This is a genomic window from Streptacidiphilus fuscans (genome assembly GCF_015690355.1).
Classification (GTDB): Bacteria; Actinomycetota; Actinomycetes; order Streptomycetales; family Streptomycetaceae; genus Streptacidiphilus; species Streptacidiphilus fuscans.
Genome location: NZ_JADPRT010000009.1, coordinates 344,887 through 361,889 on the forward strand (window position 1 = coordinate 344,887; position 17,003 = coordinate 361,889).

Sequence of the window (17,003 nt, forward strand, 5' to 3'; positions counted from 1 at the left end):
CTGCTCCGGATTGGCCAGAGGGGATCGGTCAGAGGGGCAGGCGCGCCTGGAAGGTTGCTCCTTCCGCGTCGATTTCGGATTCGACGACGGCGAGGGTTCCGCCGTGGTGGTGGGCGATGTCGCGGGCGATCGGCAGGCCCAGGCCCGCGCCACCGTGGTCGCGGCTGCGGGCGTCGTCGAGGCGGGTGAACCGTTCGAAGATCCGCTCCCGGTCGGCGGGGTCGATCGCCGCACCGTCGTTGCGGACCTCCAGCACCGCCTCGTCCTCCGCCGCGCTCAGCCTGACCCGGATATGGACCGAACTGCGGGCGTGACGCTGGGCGTTGTCCAGCAGGTTGGTCACCAGCCGGGTCAGCCACAAGTGATTCCCCGGGACCACGACCTCATCGGCGAGGTCCAGGTCGACGGGACAGCGTTCGGTGCCGCGGGTGCGCACCGTGGCGGCGACCAGCTCGCCGAGGTCGACCGGGTCGCCGGGCCGGTCGACCCCGCCGGAGCCGATGCCGATGCCCGGGCCGGTGCTGCTGCTGAGCCGGGCCAGGAAGAGCAGGTCGGTGGCGAGGGCTTGGAGGCGCTCGGTGTCCTCCAGGGCGCCCTCGACCAGCTCGACCCTGACGTCCGGGTCCGGGTGGGCCAGCGCCACCTCCAACTGGGTGCGCAGCACCGCGATCGGGCTGCGCAGCTCGTGGGAGGCGTCGGCGATGAACTGCCGCTGCCGCTGACCGGCCACGTCGAGCCGGTCCAGCATCGCGTTCATCGTCGTCGCCAGCTTGGCGATCTCGTCTCCCCCGCGCGGGATCGGGACGCGGCGGTGCAGCGCCTGTTCGCCGATCGCGGCGACCTCGGTACGGATCGCCTCCACCGGGCGCAGTGCCCGGCCGGTCACCCGCCAGGTGACGAAGGCGACCAGGAGCAGCAGCAGCGGGCAGCCCACCGCGAGGGTGAGCGCGGTGGTCGACTCGGCGGCGTCGGCGGCGACGAGCGAGACGCCGGTGTGGATGACGACCTCGTCGCCCTTGGGCGTCATCGCGGCGACGCTGGTGACCTGCTGGTTCTCCTCCAGGCCGAGCACCTTCAGGTCCCACCGGGTGAGCGGGGTGACCAGCCCTCCGTCCGGCCCGGGCACGGCCTCCACCGCGCCGCCCATGCCGGGGAGCTGCTTGACCTGCGGGAGCGGACTCAACGCGGGGAGGCCGGCCACGTTCTGGCTGGCGGCCACCACCGCGCCGTTGGCGTCGACCACCTGGATGAAATCGGTGCCGTCGCCGAGCGGCAGCAGTCGGCCCAGCTTGCCGTTCGTCACCTGCCTCGCCACCACGTCAGCCTGCGCGCGGGCGCTGGTCGCCGCCCGTCCGTGCAGGTCAGCGCGGAGCATGGACAGCATCGACAGCGAGGCGACCGTCAGCGCGACGGCCACCACCGCGCAGGCCGCGAAGGTGGCCCGAGCGCGCACCGAACCGGGCGTCACCCGCTCCCGGAACGCGCGGGCACGACGGCGGACCAGACGCAGCAGCGGTGTCCGCGTGGCAGGTGATGCCTGTGCGGGAGGTTCAGCCACCGTCCACCGCCAGCCGGTACCCGGAGCCGCGGACCGTCTGCACGGCCGCCCGGCCGAACGGCGCGTCGATCTTCCGCCGCAGTGCGCTGACATGGACCTCGACGACGTTCGGGTCGCCGTCGTAGAACTCGTCCCAGACGTGGTCGAGGATCTCCCGCTTGGAGACCACCTCGCCTGCCCGCAGCGCGAGTTGCTCCAGCACGGCGAACTCGCGGGCGGTCAGCCGCAGCGGGGTGCCCGCGCGGGAGCAGATCCGGGCGGCGATGTCGACGACCAGGTCCCCGAGCCGGACCACCTGCGGCGGCCTGCTGCCGAGCCGGCGCGTGAGCGCGCGCAGCCTGGCGACCAGGACGACGAAGGAGAACGGCTTGGAGAGGAAGTCGTCCGCGCCGGTGTCGAGCGCCTCCGCCTCGTCCCACTCGCCGTCCTTGGCGGTGAGCATGAGGATGCCCGCGTCGTTCCCGGCGGCGCGGAGCCGGGAGCAGACCCGGTAGCCGTTCAGACCGGGCAGCATGATGTCGAGCACGATGAGGTCGTAGGGCTGACGGGTGGCCTGCCGCAGTCCGGCGAGGCCGTCGTGGGCGACGTCGACGGAGAAGCCCTCCGTCTCCAGCCCACGCTGCAGCGCGGCGGCCAGCCGCCGTTCGTCCTCCACCACCAGTACGCGCACGGGTTCAGGGTGACACGGCGCTCTGCGGGGAAGCTGAAGAGATCTTCAAGATCTTCAGCAGCCCTTCAGCGGTGCTCGGGCATTCTCGGCTGGCCCGACACGACCTGCTGCGACCTGTGGAGCCGAGATGACCGACCCCGTGGACCCCTTCTTCCCCGCCTCGTCCGCGCCCGAGCCGGACCCCACCCCGAGCCAGGAGCCGGACCACGAGCCGGCCCCGAACCTGGCCAAGGAGCCCGCGCCCACCGCCGATGCGCCTGCTGCTGCCGCTGCCGAGCCGGCGTCCGCCGGGTCCGGCTCCGGGTCCGGGTCCGGGGTTCGTCGGCGGATGGGCGGACGCCCGGCCCGCTGGGTGCTGACCGGCGTCGGGATCGTCGTGCTGGTCGGCGGCACTGCCGCGGTGACGGCGGCGGTAGTCAACCACGGCGATCGTGGCTTCGCAGTGCGGGCCGTCTCAGTCGCCCCGGGCGGGATCGGGCTCCCCGGCATCCCCGGCGGCCTCCCCGGCAAGGTCGTCCTCGGCGGAGCGGCCGGGGACGCCGGTTCGGAGGCCGTCGTGGTCAAGGGCGGCCAGGCGGTCGCGGTGCCGGGTGCGGCTCAGGCGGGTGGGGTTCAGGGTCTGGCTCCGGCTCCGCTGCCGTCCCTCCCGGCGGACCAGGCCGCGGACAAGGCCGCGGCGGCGGTCACCGGCGGCAAGGTCGAGTCCCTGACGTCCGTTCCCGAGCAGGGCGGCGGCAGCGCCTGGCAGGCCGTCGTCCTCGGCCCGGACGGCGTCAGCCACCTGGTCACCGTCGACGGCACGTCGGGAACCATCACCAGCAACACCACGCTGGGCGGCTGAGTCAGCCGCGACCCGCACGGCGGCGGTCAGCCGGTTCGCGAGGGCCAGAAGACGAAGAAGTGGGGACGCTGCTGACGTGGTCGCCGCTCAGCCAACAGCGACGGGCGCGGCCTCCTGCTCGTGCGCCCACAGCGCACGCAACGGGCCTTCCACCGCGACCAGTTCGTCCCACGCGCCGCGCTGCACCACACGGCCGTGGTCCAGCACGAGCACCTCGTCGACCGCGGCGAGTCCGGTCAGCCGGTGGGTGATCAGCAGCGTCGCCCGGCCTTCGGTCGCCGCCAGCAGGTCTGCGGTGAGGGCGTCCGCCGTCGGGAGGTCGAGGTGCTCGGCGGGCTCGTCGAGGATCAGCACCGGGAAATCCGCCAGCAACGCCCGTGCCAGCGCGAGCCGTTGACGCTGACCGCCGGAGAGGTTCGCGCCGTGCTCGCCGACCATGGTGGCAAGGCCGTCCGGCAGCTCGCGGACGAACGCGCCCAGCCGGGCGGCGTCGAGGGCCGCGAAGAGCTCGGCGTCGGAGGCGTCCGGGCGGGCCAGCCGGAGGTTCTCGCGCAGCGAGCTGTCGAAGACGTGGGCGTCCTGCGCGCAGAGACCGACCGCGCGGCGGACGTCCTCGCCGGTCAGCGCGGTGGCGTCGGTGCCGCCCAGGGTGACGCTGCCCGACGCCGGGTCCAGGAACCGGAGCAGGACGTTGGCCAGCGTGGTCTTGCCCGAGCCGCTCGGGCCGACGACAGCGATGCGGCGGCCCGGCGTCAGGTCCAGGTCGACATCGGCCAGCGCGGGGTTGGTCCGCCCCGGCCAGGTCGCGGTCAGGCCGCGGACCCGAAGCGGCAGCGGGTCGGTGGGCGCGGCGGCCGGGTGTTCCGGCTCGCGGACCGGCTCGGGCGCGTCGAAGAGCTCCGCGAGCCGCGCGGCCGAGCGCGCGCTGCGGTGCCGGATCTGGGCGGCGGCGGTCAGGCCGGTGACGCCCTCGAACGCCGCCAGCGGCGTGAGCAGCAGCACCGCCAGATAGACGCCGTGGAGCTGCCCCGAGGCGACGGCCGCGATGCCGACCGCGCCGCAGGCCACGGCGGTCAGGCCGGTCAGCGCGGTGGTCAGGCCGACGCCGAGGCCGAGCCCGGCGGCGGAACGCCGTTGCAGGCCGGTCAGTTCGGCGTCCGTCGCGCGCAGCGCGGTGAGCCGGGCGGGGAGCGCGCCGCTGACGGTCAGTTCGGCGGCGCCGTCGAGCAGTCCGACGACCTCCCCGCTGAGCCGACCACGCGCGGCGGCCTGGGCGCGCTCGGCGCGGAGCGAGAGCAGCAGCGCGAGGCGCGGCACCAGCAGCCCGGCGAGCAGCAGCCCGAACGCGAGCACCACTCCGGCGAGCGGCAGCAGCCACGCGACCACGCCCACCGTCAGCACACCGGCCAGTGCGGCCACCGCGACCGGGAGGCGATAGCGCAGCCAGTGGTCCTGCATCGCGTCGACATCGGCGACCATCCGGGAGAGCAGGTCGCCGCGCCGGAACGTCGCCCCGAGCCCGGCAGGCGCGAGGCGCTCCAGCCGGGTGTAGACGGTGGTGCGCAGCGCGCCGAGGCTGCGGAACACCGCGTCGTGGCTGACCAGCCGCTCCCCGTAGCGGAGCACCGAGCGCCCGATGCCGAAGGTGCGGACGGCGGTGACGGCGACCATCAGGTAGAGCACCGGAGGCTGCTGCGAGGCCCGCGAGATCAGCCAACCGGACGTGCCCATCAGCGCGGTGGCGCAGACCAGCGCGAGCGCGCCGAGCAGGATGGCGAGGCCGAGCTTGGGCTTGGGCCAGTGCGACCAGTTGCCTACGGAGCCGGCGGGGGAGTCGGGGGAGGCAGCAGCTTCACTGACGGGCTCGGGAGTGGCGGCGGCGGTGCGCGCCTCCGGAACGAGAGGCGTATCGACCGCGTCGACCGCCTCATCCGGAGCCGCCGACGCCGCACCGAGGTCGACGCGGCGGTCCGCCAGCGCCAGCAGCGCCGGGCGGTGTGCGGTCAGGATGACCGTGCGGCCGACGGCCAGTTCGCGGATGGCGGCGACGACCGCCGCCTCGTTCTCGTTGTCCAGCCCCGCCGTCGGCTCGTCCAGCAGGACCAGCGGGCGGTCGGCCAGGAAGGCGCGGGCCAGCGCCAGGCGCTGCCGCTGTCCGGCGGAGAGTCCGCTGCCGTCCTCGCCGAGGACGGTCTGCGTGCCGAGGGGGAGTGCTGTCACGAACTCCCAGGCCTGCGCGGCGGTCAGCGCCGCGCACAGCTCGGCGTCGCTGGCGTCGGGACGCGCCAACTTCAGGTTGTCGGCGACGGTCCCGGCGAAGAGGTAGGGGTGCTGCGGGACCCAGGCGATCCGGTCGTGCGCGGGGGCGGTCACCTCGCCCGAGGCGACCGGCACGAAGCCGAGCAGCACGCCCAGCAGCGAGGACTTGCCCGCGCCCGACGGGCCGGTGACCGCGACGGTCTCCCCCGGCGCGACCCGCAGCGACAGCCCGTCCAACGCCGGGCGCTCCCTGCCTTCGTAGCGGACCGTCAGGTCGCGCACCTCGACGCCGCCGTCCTCGGACGGGCGGACGGCCGACTGCGACGCGGGCGTCTCCAGCACCTCGAAGATCTGCTCCGCCGCCGCCAGCCCCTCGACGCTGGCGTGGTAGTGGGTGCCGACCTGGCGAATCGGCAGGTACGCCTCCGGGGCCAGCACCAGCACCACCAGGCCGGTTTCGAGCGGCATGTCGCCGTTGACCAGCCGCATGCCAATGCTGACGGCGACCAGCGCCACCGACAGCGTGGAGAGCAGCTCCAGCGCGAAGGAGGAGACGAACGCGACCCGCAGCGTCCGCAGCGTGGCGCGACGGTACTGGTCGGTGATCTTCCTGATCGACTCGGCCTGCGCCTTGGCCCGGCCGAAGACCTTGAGCGTCGGCAGGCCCGCGACCACGTCGAGGAAGTGGTGCGAGAGCCGTCCCAGCGTCCGCCACTGACGGTCCATCCGGCTCTGGGTGGCCATCCCGATCAGCACCATGAAGACCGGGATCAGCGGCAGCGTCGCGACGATGATCGCGGCGGAGACCCAGTCGGCGAAGACGATCCTGGCCAGCACCGCGACCGGGACCACCACGGCCAGCGCCAACTGCGGGACGTAGCGGGCGAAGTAGTCGTCCAGCGCGTCCACGCCGCGGGTGGCCAGGGTGACCAGCTCACCGCTGCGCTGCGGCGTCAGCCGGGACGGTCCCAACGCCGCGGCCCGCTCCAGCAGTTGCTCGCGCAGCTCGGACTTGACCCGCGCCGAGGCCCGGTGCGCCACCGTCTCCGTCGCCCAGGCGACGACGCCGCGGCCGAGCGAGACTGCGGCCAGCCCGACCAGCGGACCGGCCAACCGGCCCAGCCCCTGGCCGTGCTGGAAGCAGCCGACGACGATCGCGGCCACCAGCGTCGCCTGCGCGACCACCAGCCCCGCGCCGACCACGCCCAGCCCGACCGAGGCCAGCAGGAACATCCGGGTGGCACGGGCGTGCCGCAGCAGGCGCGGGTCGACGGGCTTCACGGCGGTACTCCTCGAACTGCTCGTACTGCGGATACTGCGGGTTACGACAGAGCGCGTGCTACGCCGGGATGTTCGCGACGCTGATGCGGCGGCGGAACACCCAGTAGGTCCAGCCCTGGTAGAGCAGGACGACCGGGGTGGCGATCCCGGCGAGCCAGGTCATGATCCCCAGCGTGTACGCCGACGACGACGCGTTGCTGACGGTCAGCGACAGCGCCGGGTTGATCGAGGAGGGCATGACGTCCGGGAAGAGGGTCAGGAAGAGCATCGCCACCGCGGCGACGATGGTCACCCCGGACAGCAGGAACGCCCAGCCCTCGCGGCCGGCCTGGTTCATGCCGATCGCGCCGACCAGTGCCAGCGCGGCCACGACCATGGCGGCCAGGCTCCAGTTGTCGCCGTGGTGCGCCTGGGTCCAGATCAGGAACGCCAGCGCCAGCACCACGGTCACCGCACCCAGCTTCAGGGCCAGCGCACGGGCGCGCTCCCGGATGTCCCCGGCGGTCTTCAGCGCGGTGAAGACCGCGCCGTGGAAGGTGAACAGGAAGAGCGTCACCAGGCCGCCGAGAATCGCGTAACCGTTGAGCAGGTCGAGGAAGTTGCCGACGTACTCGAAGTTGGCGCCGATCTTCGTGCCGTGGACGATGTTGCCGAAGGCCACGCCCCACAGGAAGGCCGGGAACAGCGAGGACCAGAAGATCGCGTGGTCCCAGTTGCGCTTCCAGCGCGCGTCGGGGCGCTTGCCGCGGTACTCGAAGGCCACACCGCGGACGATCAGGCAGACCAGGATGAGCAGCAGCGCCAGGTAGAAGCCGCTGAACAGGGTCGCGTACCACTCGGGGAACGCCGCGAAGGTCGCGCCGCCGGCGGTCAGCAGCCAGACCTCGTTGCCGTCCCAGACCGGGCCGATGGTGTTGATCAGGACGCGGCGTTCCCGCTCGTCCTTGGCCAGCACCTTGGTGAGGATGCCGACCCCGAAGTCGAAGCCCTCCAGGAAGAAGTAACCGATCCACAGGACCGCGATGATCACGAACCAGACGTCGTGGAGATGCATGGTCGAGGTCCCCTCAGTACGCGAACGCGAACGGCTTGTCGGCGTCCTCGGAACCGGCCGGAGGGCCGCCGAGGGTCGGGTCGTGGCGCGGCGGTTCCTCGTCCTGGGGACCGGCCTTGGCGTACTTGACCATGAGCTTGACCTCGATCACGGCGAGGATTCCGTAGAGCAGGGTGAAGACGATCAGCGAGGTCCACTGCTCGCCGACGGAGACGCCGGGGGAGACCGCGTCGGCGGTGGTCATCAGGCCGTAGACCACCCACGGCTGACGGCCCATCTCGGTGAAGATCCAGCCCCATGAGCAGGCGATCAGCGGGAAGAGCATGGTCCAGACGAACCCGCGCCACATCCACTTGTTGAGGAAGGGCCCGAGCTCCTTGTTCTTCGTCAGCATGAAGAGCGGCACCTCGTCACCGGCCCGCCGGAACTCCGGCGCCAGCCAGAACCTGCGCCGGGTCAGCCACAGGCCGATGACGGCGATGACGAACGAGGTCATCCCGAAGCCGATCATCCAGCGGAACGCCCAGAAGGTCGTCGGGATGTTGGGCTTGTAGTCGGGCGCCTTGTCGCCGTACTTGGCCTTCTCGGCGGCGTTGGTGTTGTTGATGCCGGGCACCGGCGAGGAGAAGTCGCCCTTGGCCAGGAAGGAGAGCAGGCCGGGGATGGTGATCTCGACGGTGTTGTGGCCCTTGGAGACGTCGCCGTAGGCGAAGACCGAGAAGGGCGCGGGCGCCTCGGTGTTCCACAGGGCTTCGGCGGCGGCCATCTTCATCGGCTGCTGCTCGAACATGACCTTGCCCAGTGCGTCACCACTGATCGCGGTGCCGAGGCCTGCTATCAGGCAGACCACCAGACCGAGACGGAGCGAGGTCTTCATCGCCGCGACGTTGACCCGGTCCTGCTCACCGCGCGCCAGCTTGGACGCCTTGCGCAACTGGTAGGCGGCGATGCCGATCATGAACGCTCCGCCCACCAGGAAGGCCGCGGTCAGCGTGTGGAAGACGACCACCAGCGTGGTGTTCTGGAAGAGCACCTTGGGGAAGTCGGTCAGTGTGGCGCGCCCGTTGACGACCTTGTAGCCGACCGGGTGCTGCATCCAGGAGTTGGCGGCCAGGATGAAGTACGCGGAGAGGGTGGTGCCGATGGCGACCATCCAGATCGCCGCCAGGTGCAGCTTCTTGGGGAGCCGGTCCCAGCCGAAGATCCAGAGTCCGATGAAGGTCGACTCGAAGAAGAAGGCGATCAACGCCTCGAAGGCCAACGGCGCTCCGAAGATGTCGCCGACGAACCGGGAGTAGTTCGACCAGCTCATCCCGAACTGGAACTCCTGGACGATGCCGGTGACCACGCCCATGGCCATGTTGATCAGGAACAGCTTGCCCCAGAACTTGGTGGCCCTGAAGTACTTCTCACGACCGGTCCGCACCCAGGCGGTCTGCAGGCCGGCCGTCAGCGCCGACAGAGCGATCGTCAGGGGGACGAACAGGAAGTGGTAGACGGTGGTGATACCGAACTGCCATCGCGCCATCGTCTCGTGCGCGAGCGCGAGATCCACTGCGGTTGCCTCCAGATCGTCCGAGCATCATGTCCATCTATGCACGGTTAATCCGACATAGGTGGGACGTCCCCACTGAACACGGAATGTTAGTGAGCTTGTGAACGTGAACACGATCACAAGCTATTATCACCACGGGTTTCCGCAGAGACTGACAGGGGGGTGGGGTGAGTCGTGAGAGCCACTACGTACAGGCTGACCTGGGCAGACAAGCCACTTCGGCAGTTGTCGGGGCCTGCCGGATGTGTCGCCGCGCACACTCTCCGTCAGATGTGATGTGCGACTCAGAGACGCTCAGAAATAGGGGCAGGCGGGGTCAGCGGGGGCAGGCGGTGGGTTCGACGGACGGGTCGAACCCACCGCGGCTCAGGGGTGGCTGACAGGGGCGGGGGCACCGGGCAGGGAGACCCGGAAGGTGGCGCCCGCGCCAGGGGCGGTCATGAGTTCGACGCGTCCCCCGTGGGCGGTCGTCAGGGCCGAGACGATGGCCAGCCCGAGACCCGCTCCCCCGCCGTCACGACGGCTGCGCGAGGCGTCCACCCGGTAGAACCGCTCGAAGACCTTGGCGGCCTGTTCTTCCGTCAGACCCGGTCCCTGGTCGCCGACCTCCAGCACGCCCTCGCCGTCGATCGTGCCGACGCCGATCCGCACCGCGGTTCCGGCCGGGGTGTGCTTGACCGCGTTGCCGACCAGGTTGGTGACCACCTGGCGCAGCCGCGCCTCGTCCCCCAGCACCAGCGCCGCGCCGGGCGTCGGCACACCGGCAGGGCCGGTCAGGCTGACCTCGCGGGTCGGGTCGAGCGCGGTGGTGTCGTGCAGCGCGTCGATCGCCAGCGTGCGCAGGTCCATCGGCGCGAGCTGCAACGGACGCTGCTCGTCGAGGCGCGCCAGCATCAGCAGGTCCTCGACCAGTCCGCTCATCCGGACCGCCTCGGACTCGATCCGCTCCATCGTCCGCTTGACGTCGGCGTCGGTGGCCAGCGCGCCCATCCGGTAGAGCTCGGCGAAGCCGCGGATGCCCGCCAGCGGTGTACGCAGCTCGTGGCTGGCGTCGGCGACGAAGCGGCGCATCCGGTCCTCGGAGCGGGTCCGCTCCGCGAAGGCGGACTCGATCTGCGCCAGCATCGAGTTGAGCGAGCGGGCCAACCGGCCGACCTCGGTGTGCTGTTCGGCCTCGGAGTCGGGGACGCGGTGGGAGAGCGGATGCCCGGCGGCGATCGCCTCGGCGGTCTCCTCGATCCGGCGCAGCGGCTTGAGTCCGGTCCGCACCGCGAAGAAACCCGCGACCGTCAGCAGCAGCAGGACGGCGGCGCCGACGGCGAGGAAGCCCTCGTTGAGCCGGGTGATCATCGCGTCGGTGTCGTCCAGCGAGGTCGCGACCAGCACACCCGAGCCCGGTCGCTTGGCCACCGGCAGGATCAGCACCCGCCACTGGCCACCGCCGTGGTCCGCCCCCACGGTGAACGGCGAGCCCATGGCGGCGGCCAGCGACGTCGGGTCGAGCGTCGGCAGCACCGGCTTCGGGTCCCCCGCGTCCAACTGCTGGGCCTGGAGCTGCCCGTAGGACCCGTCCGCATCGACCGGGACCGTCACGTACTGGCTGGGCAGCCAGGCCCCGCGTCGGATGCCGGGCGTGAGCGGACGCCGGACCGGGTTGAGCGCCACTCGCTCCATCTGCTGCCCGAACCGGGCGAGTTGGCTGTCGACGCGCTGCATCTGGTTGTCGCGGACGCTGCCCAGCACGAGCGTGTCGCTGACCGTCAGCCCGAGCGCGACCAGCGCCACCAGCAGCGCCAGCAGCCGCAGCCGCAGCGAGATCCGGCCGACCAGATGCTGCCGCGCCCGCCGCCGCAGGGCGAGCCGGCTACGCAGTCGGCCGACGAAGGACATAGCCGATCCCGCGCACCGTGTGGATCAGCTTGGGCGCACCGTCCGCGCCGGAGTCCATCTTGCGGCGCAGGTAGGAGATGTAGGACTCGACGATGCTGAGGTCGCCGCCGAAGTCGTAGGCCCAGACGTGGTCCAGGATCTGCATCTTGGAGACGACCCGGCCGGTGTTGGTCATCAGGTACTCGAGCAGCTTGAACTCGGTCGGGGACAGGGAGACCGGGCGTCCGCCACGGGTCACCTGGTGCCCGATCGGGTCCAGCTCCAGGTCCGCGACCACCAGCCGCCCGTCCTCGGCGGGCCCACCGGTCCGGCGCAGAATGGCCCGGATCCGGGCGATCAGCTCCTCCAGGCTGAACGGCTTGGTGACGTAGTCGTCGCCACCGGCGGTCAGCCCGTTGATCTTGTCGTCGACGCCGTCCTTGGCGGTCAGGAAGATCACCGGGATCTTGTCCCGGTCACTGTCGTCCCGCAGCCGCCGCACCAGGGAGAAGCCGTCCACGTCCGGCAGCATCACGTCGAGCACGACGAGGTCCGGCCGCGACTGCTGCACATGCGCGACCGCCTCCGCGCCGGACGCGGCGGAGGCCACACGGAAGCCTGCGAACCGCAGCGAGGCAGAGAGCAGCTCGCGGATGTTCGGCTCGTCGTCGACGACGAGCAGGCTTGCTTCGGCGGTGTCCATGGGCGCCCCCGGTGAGTTCAGGTCTGGCTGCGGCAGAGTAACGGGACTAGATGAGGACTTCATGAGTGAACGCTGTGAGAGTTTTCTTTCCGAAGGGGGATGTTGCACTACCTCAGGGGCGCGAGGAACTGCGCGACAAGCCACTCACGCAGGTGGCAGACCGAACGCGCAGGGCCATCCGCACGCCGGTGGTGTCTCGCGCAGTTCCCCGCGCCCCTGGAATGTGCAACTTCCCCTCGTCTGAGAGTGCGGGTCAGCCGCCGACCTGGGTGACCGTGGAGGCGGAGACGTCGCCGGAGGAGTCGGTCGTGCCGCGGACGGTGACCGTCGAGCCCGGCTTCAGGTCAGTGACGGTGCCCGTCGCGGAGAGGCTGACCTTGGTGCTGCCGCTGGTCGTGACCTTGACGATGTTGCCCGACGTGTCGGAGACGTAGATCGTGCTGCCGTCGACGAGCTTGACCGTACCGACGGTCGCTCCGCCGCCCGCACCACCACCGCCGAAGCCGCCACCGCCACCGAATCCGCCGCCGCCGAAGCCACTGCCGCCCGCACCGGTCCGGCCGGAACCCGTCGCGCCGGAGCCGGACGCCCCCGCCGCAGCGAAGTTGCGACCGCCGAAGCCGCCACCGCCCCCGCCCGTGGGGGCCTGGCCCTTCTCGACCTGGACGCCGCCGATGAAGCCGAGCCCGGCGATCACCGCGGCGCCGAGCACCAGCGTCAGCCACGGCAGCTTCCGCCGTGGCGGGGCCGCCAGCTCCGCGCTGATGTCCAGCGCGTCCGGCGGCTCGGCCAGGATGTCCTCGGGGGACAGCTGCTCGGTCGGCTCGCCGTCCATGTTCACGTCCACGAGTTCCACGCGCACGTCCTCCTTCTGCAGATCACTCATGGCGCAGCGCCTCGATCGGACGCAGGCTGGCCGCCCGGCTCGCCGGGTAGCTGCCGAAGAACAGCCCGATGGCCACCGCGATGCCGAACGCTCCGTACACCGACGCCGGGATCACCACCGGCTTGATGCCGACGATGGTGAAGTGCGCGCCGATCAGCGCGATCACCACACCCAGTCCTGCTCCGACCAGGGACAGCAGCGTCGACTCGGCCAGGAACTGGCCGAGGATGACGCCCTTGGGCGCCCCGATCGCCTTGCGGATGCCGATCTCACGGGTCCGCTCGGCGACCGTGACCAGCATGATGTTGGTGATGCCGATGCCGCCGACCAGCAGCGAGATCGCCGCCACCGCGCCGAGCAGCACGGTGAAGGTCTGTGTGGTCGAGCTCCGCGTGCTCAGCAGCGAGGCCTGGCTGCTGACCCGGAAGTCGACCGCCGACGCGCTCTTGATCCCGTGAGTGCCCATCAGGACCGTGGTGATCTCGTTCTGCGCCGGCGTCGTGCTGTTGGCGGAGGTCGCCTCGACCAGGATCTGGCTCAGCGAACCGAAACCGGTGTAGGCGTTCTGCACCGTCGGCAGCGGCGCGATGATCACGTCGTCCGGGTCGTTGAAGCTGCTGGTGCTGGTCCCCTTGGTGGCGAGCTCGCCGACCACCGTGAGCGGCGTGCCGCCCAGGATGATCTGCTTGCCGATCGGGGACGCGGTGCCGAACAGGTCCGACGCCGTGGTCGAGCCGATCACCGCGACCTTGCGTGAGGCCAGCACGTCGTCGTCGCTGAAGTAGTCGCCCTCGGCGACCTTGCTGTTGGACGCCTCGAAGTAGGCCGGGTAGGTGCCGATCACCGAGCTGACCGTGTGCGAGGTTCCGTCGTAGAGCGCCGTCTGCGAGGTCTGCACCTCGGGGGCGACGCCCTTGATGTCCGGGGCCTGCGTCGTGTTGGCCAGCGCCTTGGCGTCGGTGAGGGTCAGCGGCTTGGTGCTGGTCGCGGTCGACTGCGCGCCGAAGCCCGCACCGGACGAGATCGTCAGCGAGTTGGTGCCGAGCGCGTCGATCGAGTTGGTGACCGCCTGCGAGGAGCCGTTGCCGACGGCCAGCAGCAGGATGACCGCGGCCACACCGATCAGGATGCCCAACATGGTCAGCCCGGAGCGGACCTTGTTGGCGGAGAGGCCGTGGACGGCGAAGCGGAGTGTCTCCAAGGGGTTCACCGGATCGCCTCCTGGGTCAAGGTCTCCGCCTCGGCCGCCACCTGTCCGAACGATTCCGCCGCCGCTGCCATCGCGGGCGGCGGGCCGTCGACCGGCGCCTGCCGGACGTCGCTCACGATCACGCCGTCGACCAGCCGGATCACGCGCTTGGCGTGGTGGGCCACCTCGTCCTCGTGGGTGATCAGCACGACCGTGCGACCGGTCGCGTTGAGGCGGTCCACGATGCCGAGGACCTCCTTGGTGCTGTGGCTGTCCAGGTTTCCGGTGGGCTCGTCGGCCAGCAGCATCGCCGGCGCGGTGACCAGCGCGCGGGCCACGGCGACGCGCTGCTGCTGGCCGCCGGAGAGCTCGTTGGGCTTGTGGTCGGCACGCTCGGCGAGGCCGACCATGGTCAGCGCGGCCATCGCGCGGCGACGCCGCTCGGCGGCCTTGACGCCCGCGTAGGCGAGCGGCAGCTCGACCTGGGCCACCGCCGAGGTGCGCGGGACCAGGTTGAAGGACTGGAAGATGAAGCCGATCTTGCGGTTGCGGACCAGCGACAGCTGCCGCTCGTCCAGCCCGCCCACGTCGATCCCGTCCAGCAGGTAGCGGCCGGTGGTCGGCACGTCCAGGCAGCCGAGGATGTTCATCAGGGTCGACTTGCCCGACCCCGAGCTGCCCATGATGGCGACGTAGTCGCCCTGATGGACCGTCAGGTCGACGCCGGCCAGGGCGTGTACGACCGCGTCGCCCATGCCGTAGGTCTTCACCAGGCTGCGGGCCGCGATGACGGGAGCGGGGCTCATCCGAGTCCACCCCCGCCACCCGCTCCACCACGGCCGCCACGGCCACCGCCGCCACCCCCGAAGCCGCCACCGCCACCGCCGAAGCCGCCGGGGAATCCGGTGCTCGGGAAGCCGTTGCTGCCGCTGGTGGAGACCACCGTGATCTGGACCTTCTGGCCGAGGGTCACGCCGGAGAGGATCTGGTCGTCGGTGTCGCCCTGGACGCCCAGGGTCACCGGGGTGCGCGTGGTGGTGCCGTTCGCGTTGACCACCTGGACGCTGGCGCTGGAGCCGGTCCCGGTGATCGCCGAGGTCGGCAGGTAGAGCGCGTCGGAGGCGTCACCGACCGAGACCTGGACGCTGGCGCTGAGGCCGGTGCGCAGGTTGGCCGTGTCGCCGAGGATCGCCAGCACCGCGGCGTACTGCACCGCGCTGGAGGAGTTGCCGCCGCCCGAGCCGGAGCTGGAGACCGGCAGCGAGCTGATGGAGAGCACCTTGGCGTTGAACACCTGGGTGGTGTCCGCGTTCAGGGTCACCGTGGCACCCTGACCGGCCTTGAGCTTGAGGGCGTCGCCCTCGGAGAAGTCGGCGTTGACCTCCATCCCGGTGGGGTTGGTGATCACCGCGAAGCCGGACAGGGTGGACGAGTTGGACGAGGAACTGCTGGAGCCGGAGCCGGACCCACTACCGCCGGACCCGCTGCCCGAACCGCCGCCTGCGCCGGAGCTGCTGCCGCCGGTGCCGGAGACCGACTGACCGACCTTGCCGGCGACGGAGGCGACGGTGCCGGAGACGGGGGCCTTCAGCACCGTGCCGTCGAGCGCGCGCTGGGCGGCGTCGACGGCGTTCTGCGCGGTGGTGACCTGGTTCTGGGCGCTGGCCAGCTGGGCCGGGTTGACGGTCGGGGTCGACGAGGGCGCCGACGCGGCCTGGCCGCTGCCGGCACCGCTGCCGGAGCCACCGCCTGTGCCCGCGCCGGAGCCTGAGTTGCCGCCACCCGAGCCGGAGCTGGTGGACGACTGTCCCTGCTCGACCTGGGTGAGGTTGGCCTGCGCGGCGGTCAGCTGCGACTGGGCGGCGGTCAGCGTCTCCTGTGCGGAGGTGGGGTCGACCTTGGCCAGGACCTGCCCGGCGGAAACCTTCTGACCAGCCGTCACATCGACTTCGGTGAGCGTGCCGCCGGTGGTGAAGCTCACCCCGGCGTCCGACGGCGAGGCCAGCGTGCCCGACCCGGAGACCGTCGCAAGGACATTGCCGCGCGCGACCGTCGCGGTGCGCGTCGTCGTGGACGTCGTGGTGCTGCTTGAGCCCTCGGCCACGGTCGCCCACGCACCGCCGGCGACCGCCAGCACCACCGCGGCGAGCACGGAGTTCAACAGGACGGACTTGCGCCGTCGTGGAAGCACCTTCATGCCGCACACCTTGGCCGTGCGCTCAAGGCGGGCTCTGGGAGAAACCTTGGAGTTCGCTGATGTGACATTCCGGGCAGATGGCATCATTGCCGTCTTTTGTGGCACTCCGCATCGGTTCCGGCACCCCTGCGGGCGAATCCGGTCCCAGCGGATTCGAAGGATTCACCCAGGGCACCAACACCCCCGTGCGGTTCCTTCTTGACCCATGACGACACTCAGCCCTCGCACGGCCTGCGCAGCAGGTCTGCTCAGCCTCGGCGCGCTGCTGCTGTCCGGCTGCGCCTCCTCGGGCAGCACCAGCAGTTCCTCCGCGTCCTCCCAGGCCTCCGCCTCCTCGACGGGCGGCCGCGGAGGTGCGGCGATGGCTGCGTACCGGCAGTGCCTCAGCCAGCACGGCGTGACCATGCCCTCCGGCCGCCCGACCGCCCGCCCGAGCGGCGGCGGTGGCGGCTACGGCGGCGGCAACGGTGGCGGGGGCTTCGGCTTCGGCGGCGGCGCGTCGGCCAACCCGACGATGGCGGCGGCGATGCAGGCCTGCGCCTCGCTCCGCCCGAAGTTCGGCGGCGGCGGCAAGGGCGGCCGCGGCGGGTTCAACTCGACCGCGATGGCGGCGTTCACCAGCTGCATGAAGGACCACGGCGTCACCCTCCCCGCGACGGGCGGCGTGCGCGCCCTGAACACGGCGGACCCGAAGACGTCCGCGGCCTTCAACATCTGCAAGGTCCTGATCCCCACCCGCTCCCCGGGCGCCGCGCCCTCAGCGTCCCCGTCAGCCTGAGGTTGCACCACCTTTAGGGGCGCGGAGCTTCTGCAGGCGAGCAAGCACGCACTACCAAGGGGCGCGGGGAACTGCGCGAGCAACCACCCCGTCGGGATGGCCCTGCTCGTTCAGCGACACACCACACACGGTGGGGTGTCGCGCCGGTACCCCCGCCCCCGAC

Annotated in this window: 13 protein-coding genes; 2 read left to right on the forward strand and 11 right to left on the reverse strand. The window is 71.4% G+C overall.

Features of this window, described 5'->3' with window-relative positions:
• Window positions 1-28 precede the first annotated feature (28 nt).
• Together I2501_RS22825 and I2501_RS22830 are read right to left on the reverse strand one after the other, a co-directional pair.
• Window positions 29-1,558: a sensor histidine kinase gene (locus tag I2501_RS22825; protein WP_328806536.1), complete on the reverse strand. Its 1,530-nt coding sequence runs from the start codon at window positions 1,556-1,558 to the stop codon at window positions 29-31.
• Window positions 1,551-2,228 (reverse strand): response regulator transcription factor, encoded by a 678-nt coding sequence (locus I2501_RS22830; RefSeq protein WP_196196004.1) that lies wholly within the window; start codon window positions 2,226-2,228, stop codon window positions 1,551-1,553. The genes I2501_RS22825 and I2501_RS22830 overlap by 8 nt, the downstream gene beginning before the upstream one ends.
• A gap of 127 nt (window positions 2,229-2,355) precedes the next feature.
• On the opposite strand from I2501_RS22830, the gene I2501_RS40315 reads away from it, so the two are divergent.
• Entirely contained in the window at window positions 2,356-3,069 is a 714-nt protein-coding gene (locus I2501_RS40315) for a hypothetical protein (RefSeq protein ID WP_196196005.1), read from the forward strand.
• Window positions 3,070-3,156: 87 nt separating this feature from the next.
• Here the strand turns inward: I2501_RS40315 and cydD are convergent, their stop codons facing one another.
• The 9 genes from cydD to I2501_RS22880 form a co-directional block, all read right to left on the reverse strand.
• A complete protein-coding gene (gene cydD / locus I2501_RS22840) occupies window positions 3,157-6,609 on the reverse strand; it encodes a thiol reductant ABC exporter subunit CydD (protein WP_196196006.1) in 3,453 nt (1,150 codons plus the stop codon).
• Window positions 6,610-6,667: 58 nt separating this feature from the next.
• Window positions 6,668-7,663 carry a cytochrome d ubiquinol oxidase subunit II gene (cydB, locus tag I2501_RS22845; RefSeq protein ID WP_196196007.1) on the reverse strand — a complete coding sequence of 332 codons (996 nt, stop codon included), beginning with the start codon at window positions 7,661-7,663 and terminating at the stop codon, window positions 6,668-6,670.
• Between the two features lie 13 nt (window positions 7,664-7,676).
• Entirely contained in the window at window positions 7,677-9,218 is a 1,542-nt protein-coding gene (locus tag I2501_RS22850; protein ID WP_196196008.1) for a cytochrome ubiquinol oxidase subunit I, read from the reverse strand.
• 366 nt (window positions 9,219-9,584) lie between these two features.
• Window positions 9,585-11,108, reverse strand: a complete 1,524-nt coding sequence (locus I2501_RS22855) for a sensor histidine kinase (RefSeq protein WP_196196009.1) — start codon at window positions 11,106-11,108, stop codon at window positions 9,585-9,587.
• Window positions 11,083-11,790, reverse strand: coding sequence for a response regulator transcription factor (locus I2501_RS22860; protein ID WP_196196010.1), 708 nt, complete (start codon window positions 11,788-11,790; stop codon window positions 11,083-11,085). The genes I2501_RS22855 and I2501_RS22860 overlap by 26 nt, the downstream gene beginning before the upstream one ends.
• Before the next feature lie 253 nt (window positions 11,791-12,043).
• Complete coding sequence (locus I2501_RS22865; protein ID WP_196196011.1) at window positions 12,044-12,676, reverse strand: hypothetical protein; 633 nt, start codon at window positions 12,674-12,676, stop codon at window positions 12,044-12,046.
• Window positions 12,669-13,886, reverse strand: coding sequence for an ABC transporter permease (locus tag I2501_RS22870; protein ID WP_196196012.1), 1,218 nt, complete (start codon window positions 13,884-13,886; stop codon window positions 12,669-12,671). Before I2501_RS22870 ends, I2501_RS22865 begins: the two co-directional genes overlap by 8 nt.
• A complete protein-coding gene (locus I2501_RS22875; RefSeq protein ID WP_196196013.1) occupies window positions 13,883-14,671 on the reverse strand; it encodes an ABC transporter ATP-binding protein in 789 nt (262 codons plus the stop codon). Before I2501_RS22875 ends, I2501_RS22870 begins: the two co-directional genes overlap by 4 nt.
• Window positions 14,668-16,062, reverse strand: a complete 1,395-nt coding sequence (locus tag I2501_RS22880; RefSeq protein ID WP_196196014.1) for an efflux RND transporter periplasmic adaptor subunit — start codon at window positions 16,060-16,062, stop codon at window positions 14,668-14,670. Before I2501_RS22880 ends, I2501_RS22875 begins: the two co-directional genes overlap by 4 nt.
• A 205-nt stretch (window positions 16,063-16,267) precedes the next feature.
• On the opposite strand from I2501_RS22880, the gene I2501_RS22885 reads away from it, so the two are divergent.
• A complete protein-coding gene (locus tag I2501_RS22885; RefSeq protein ID WP_196196015.1) occupies window positions 16,268-16,840 on the forward strand; it encodes a hypothetical protein in 573 nt (190 codons plus the stop codon).
• Window positions 16,841-17,003 lie beyond the last annotated feature (163 nt).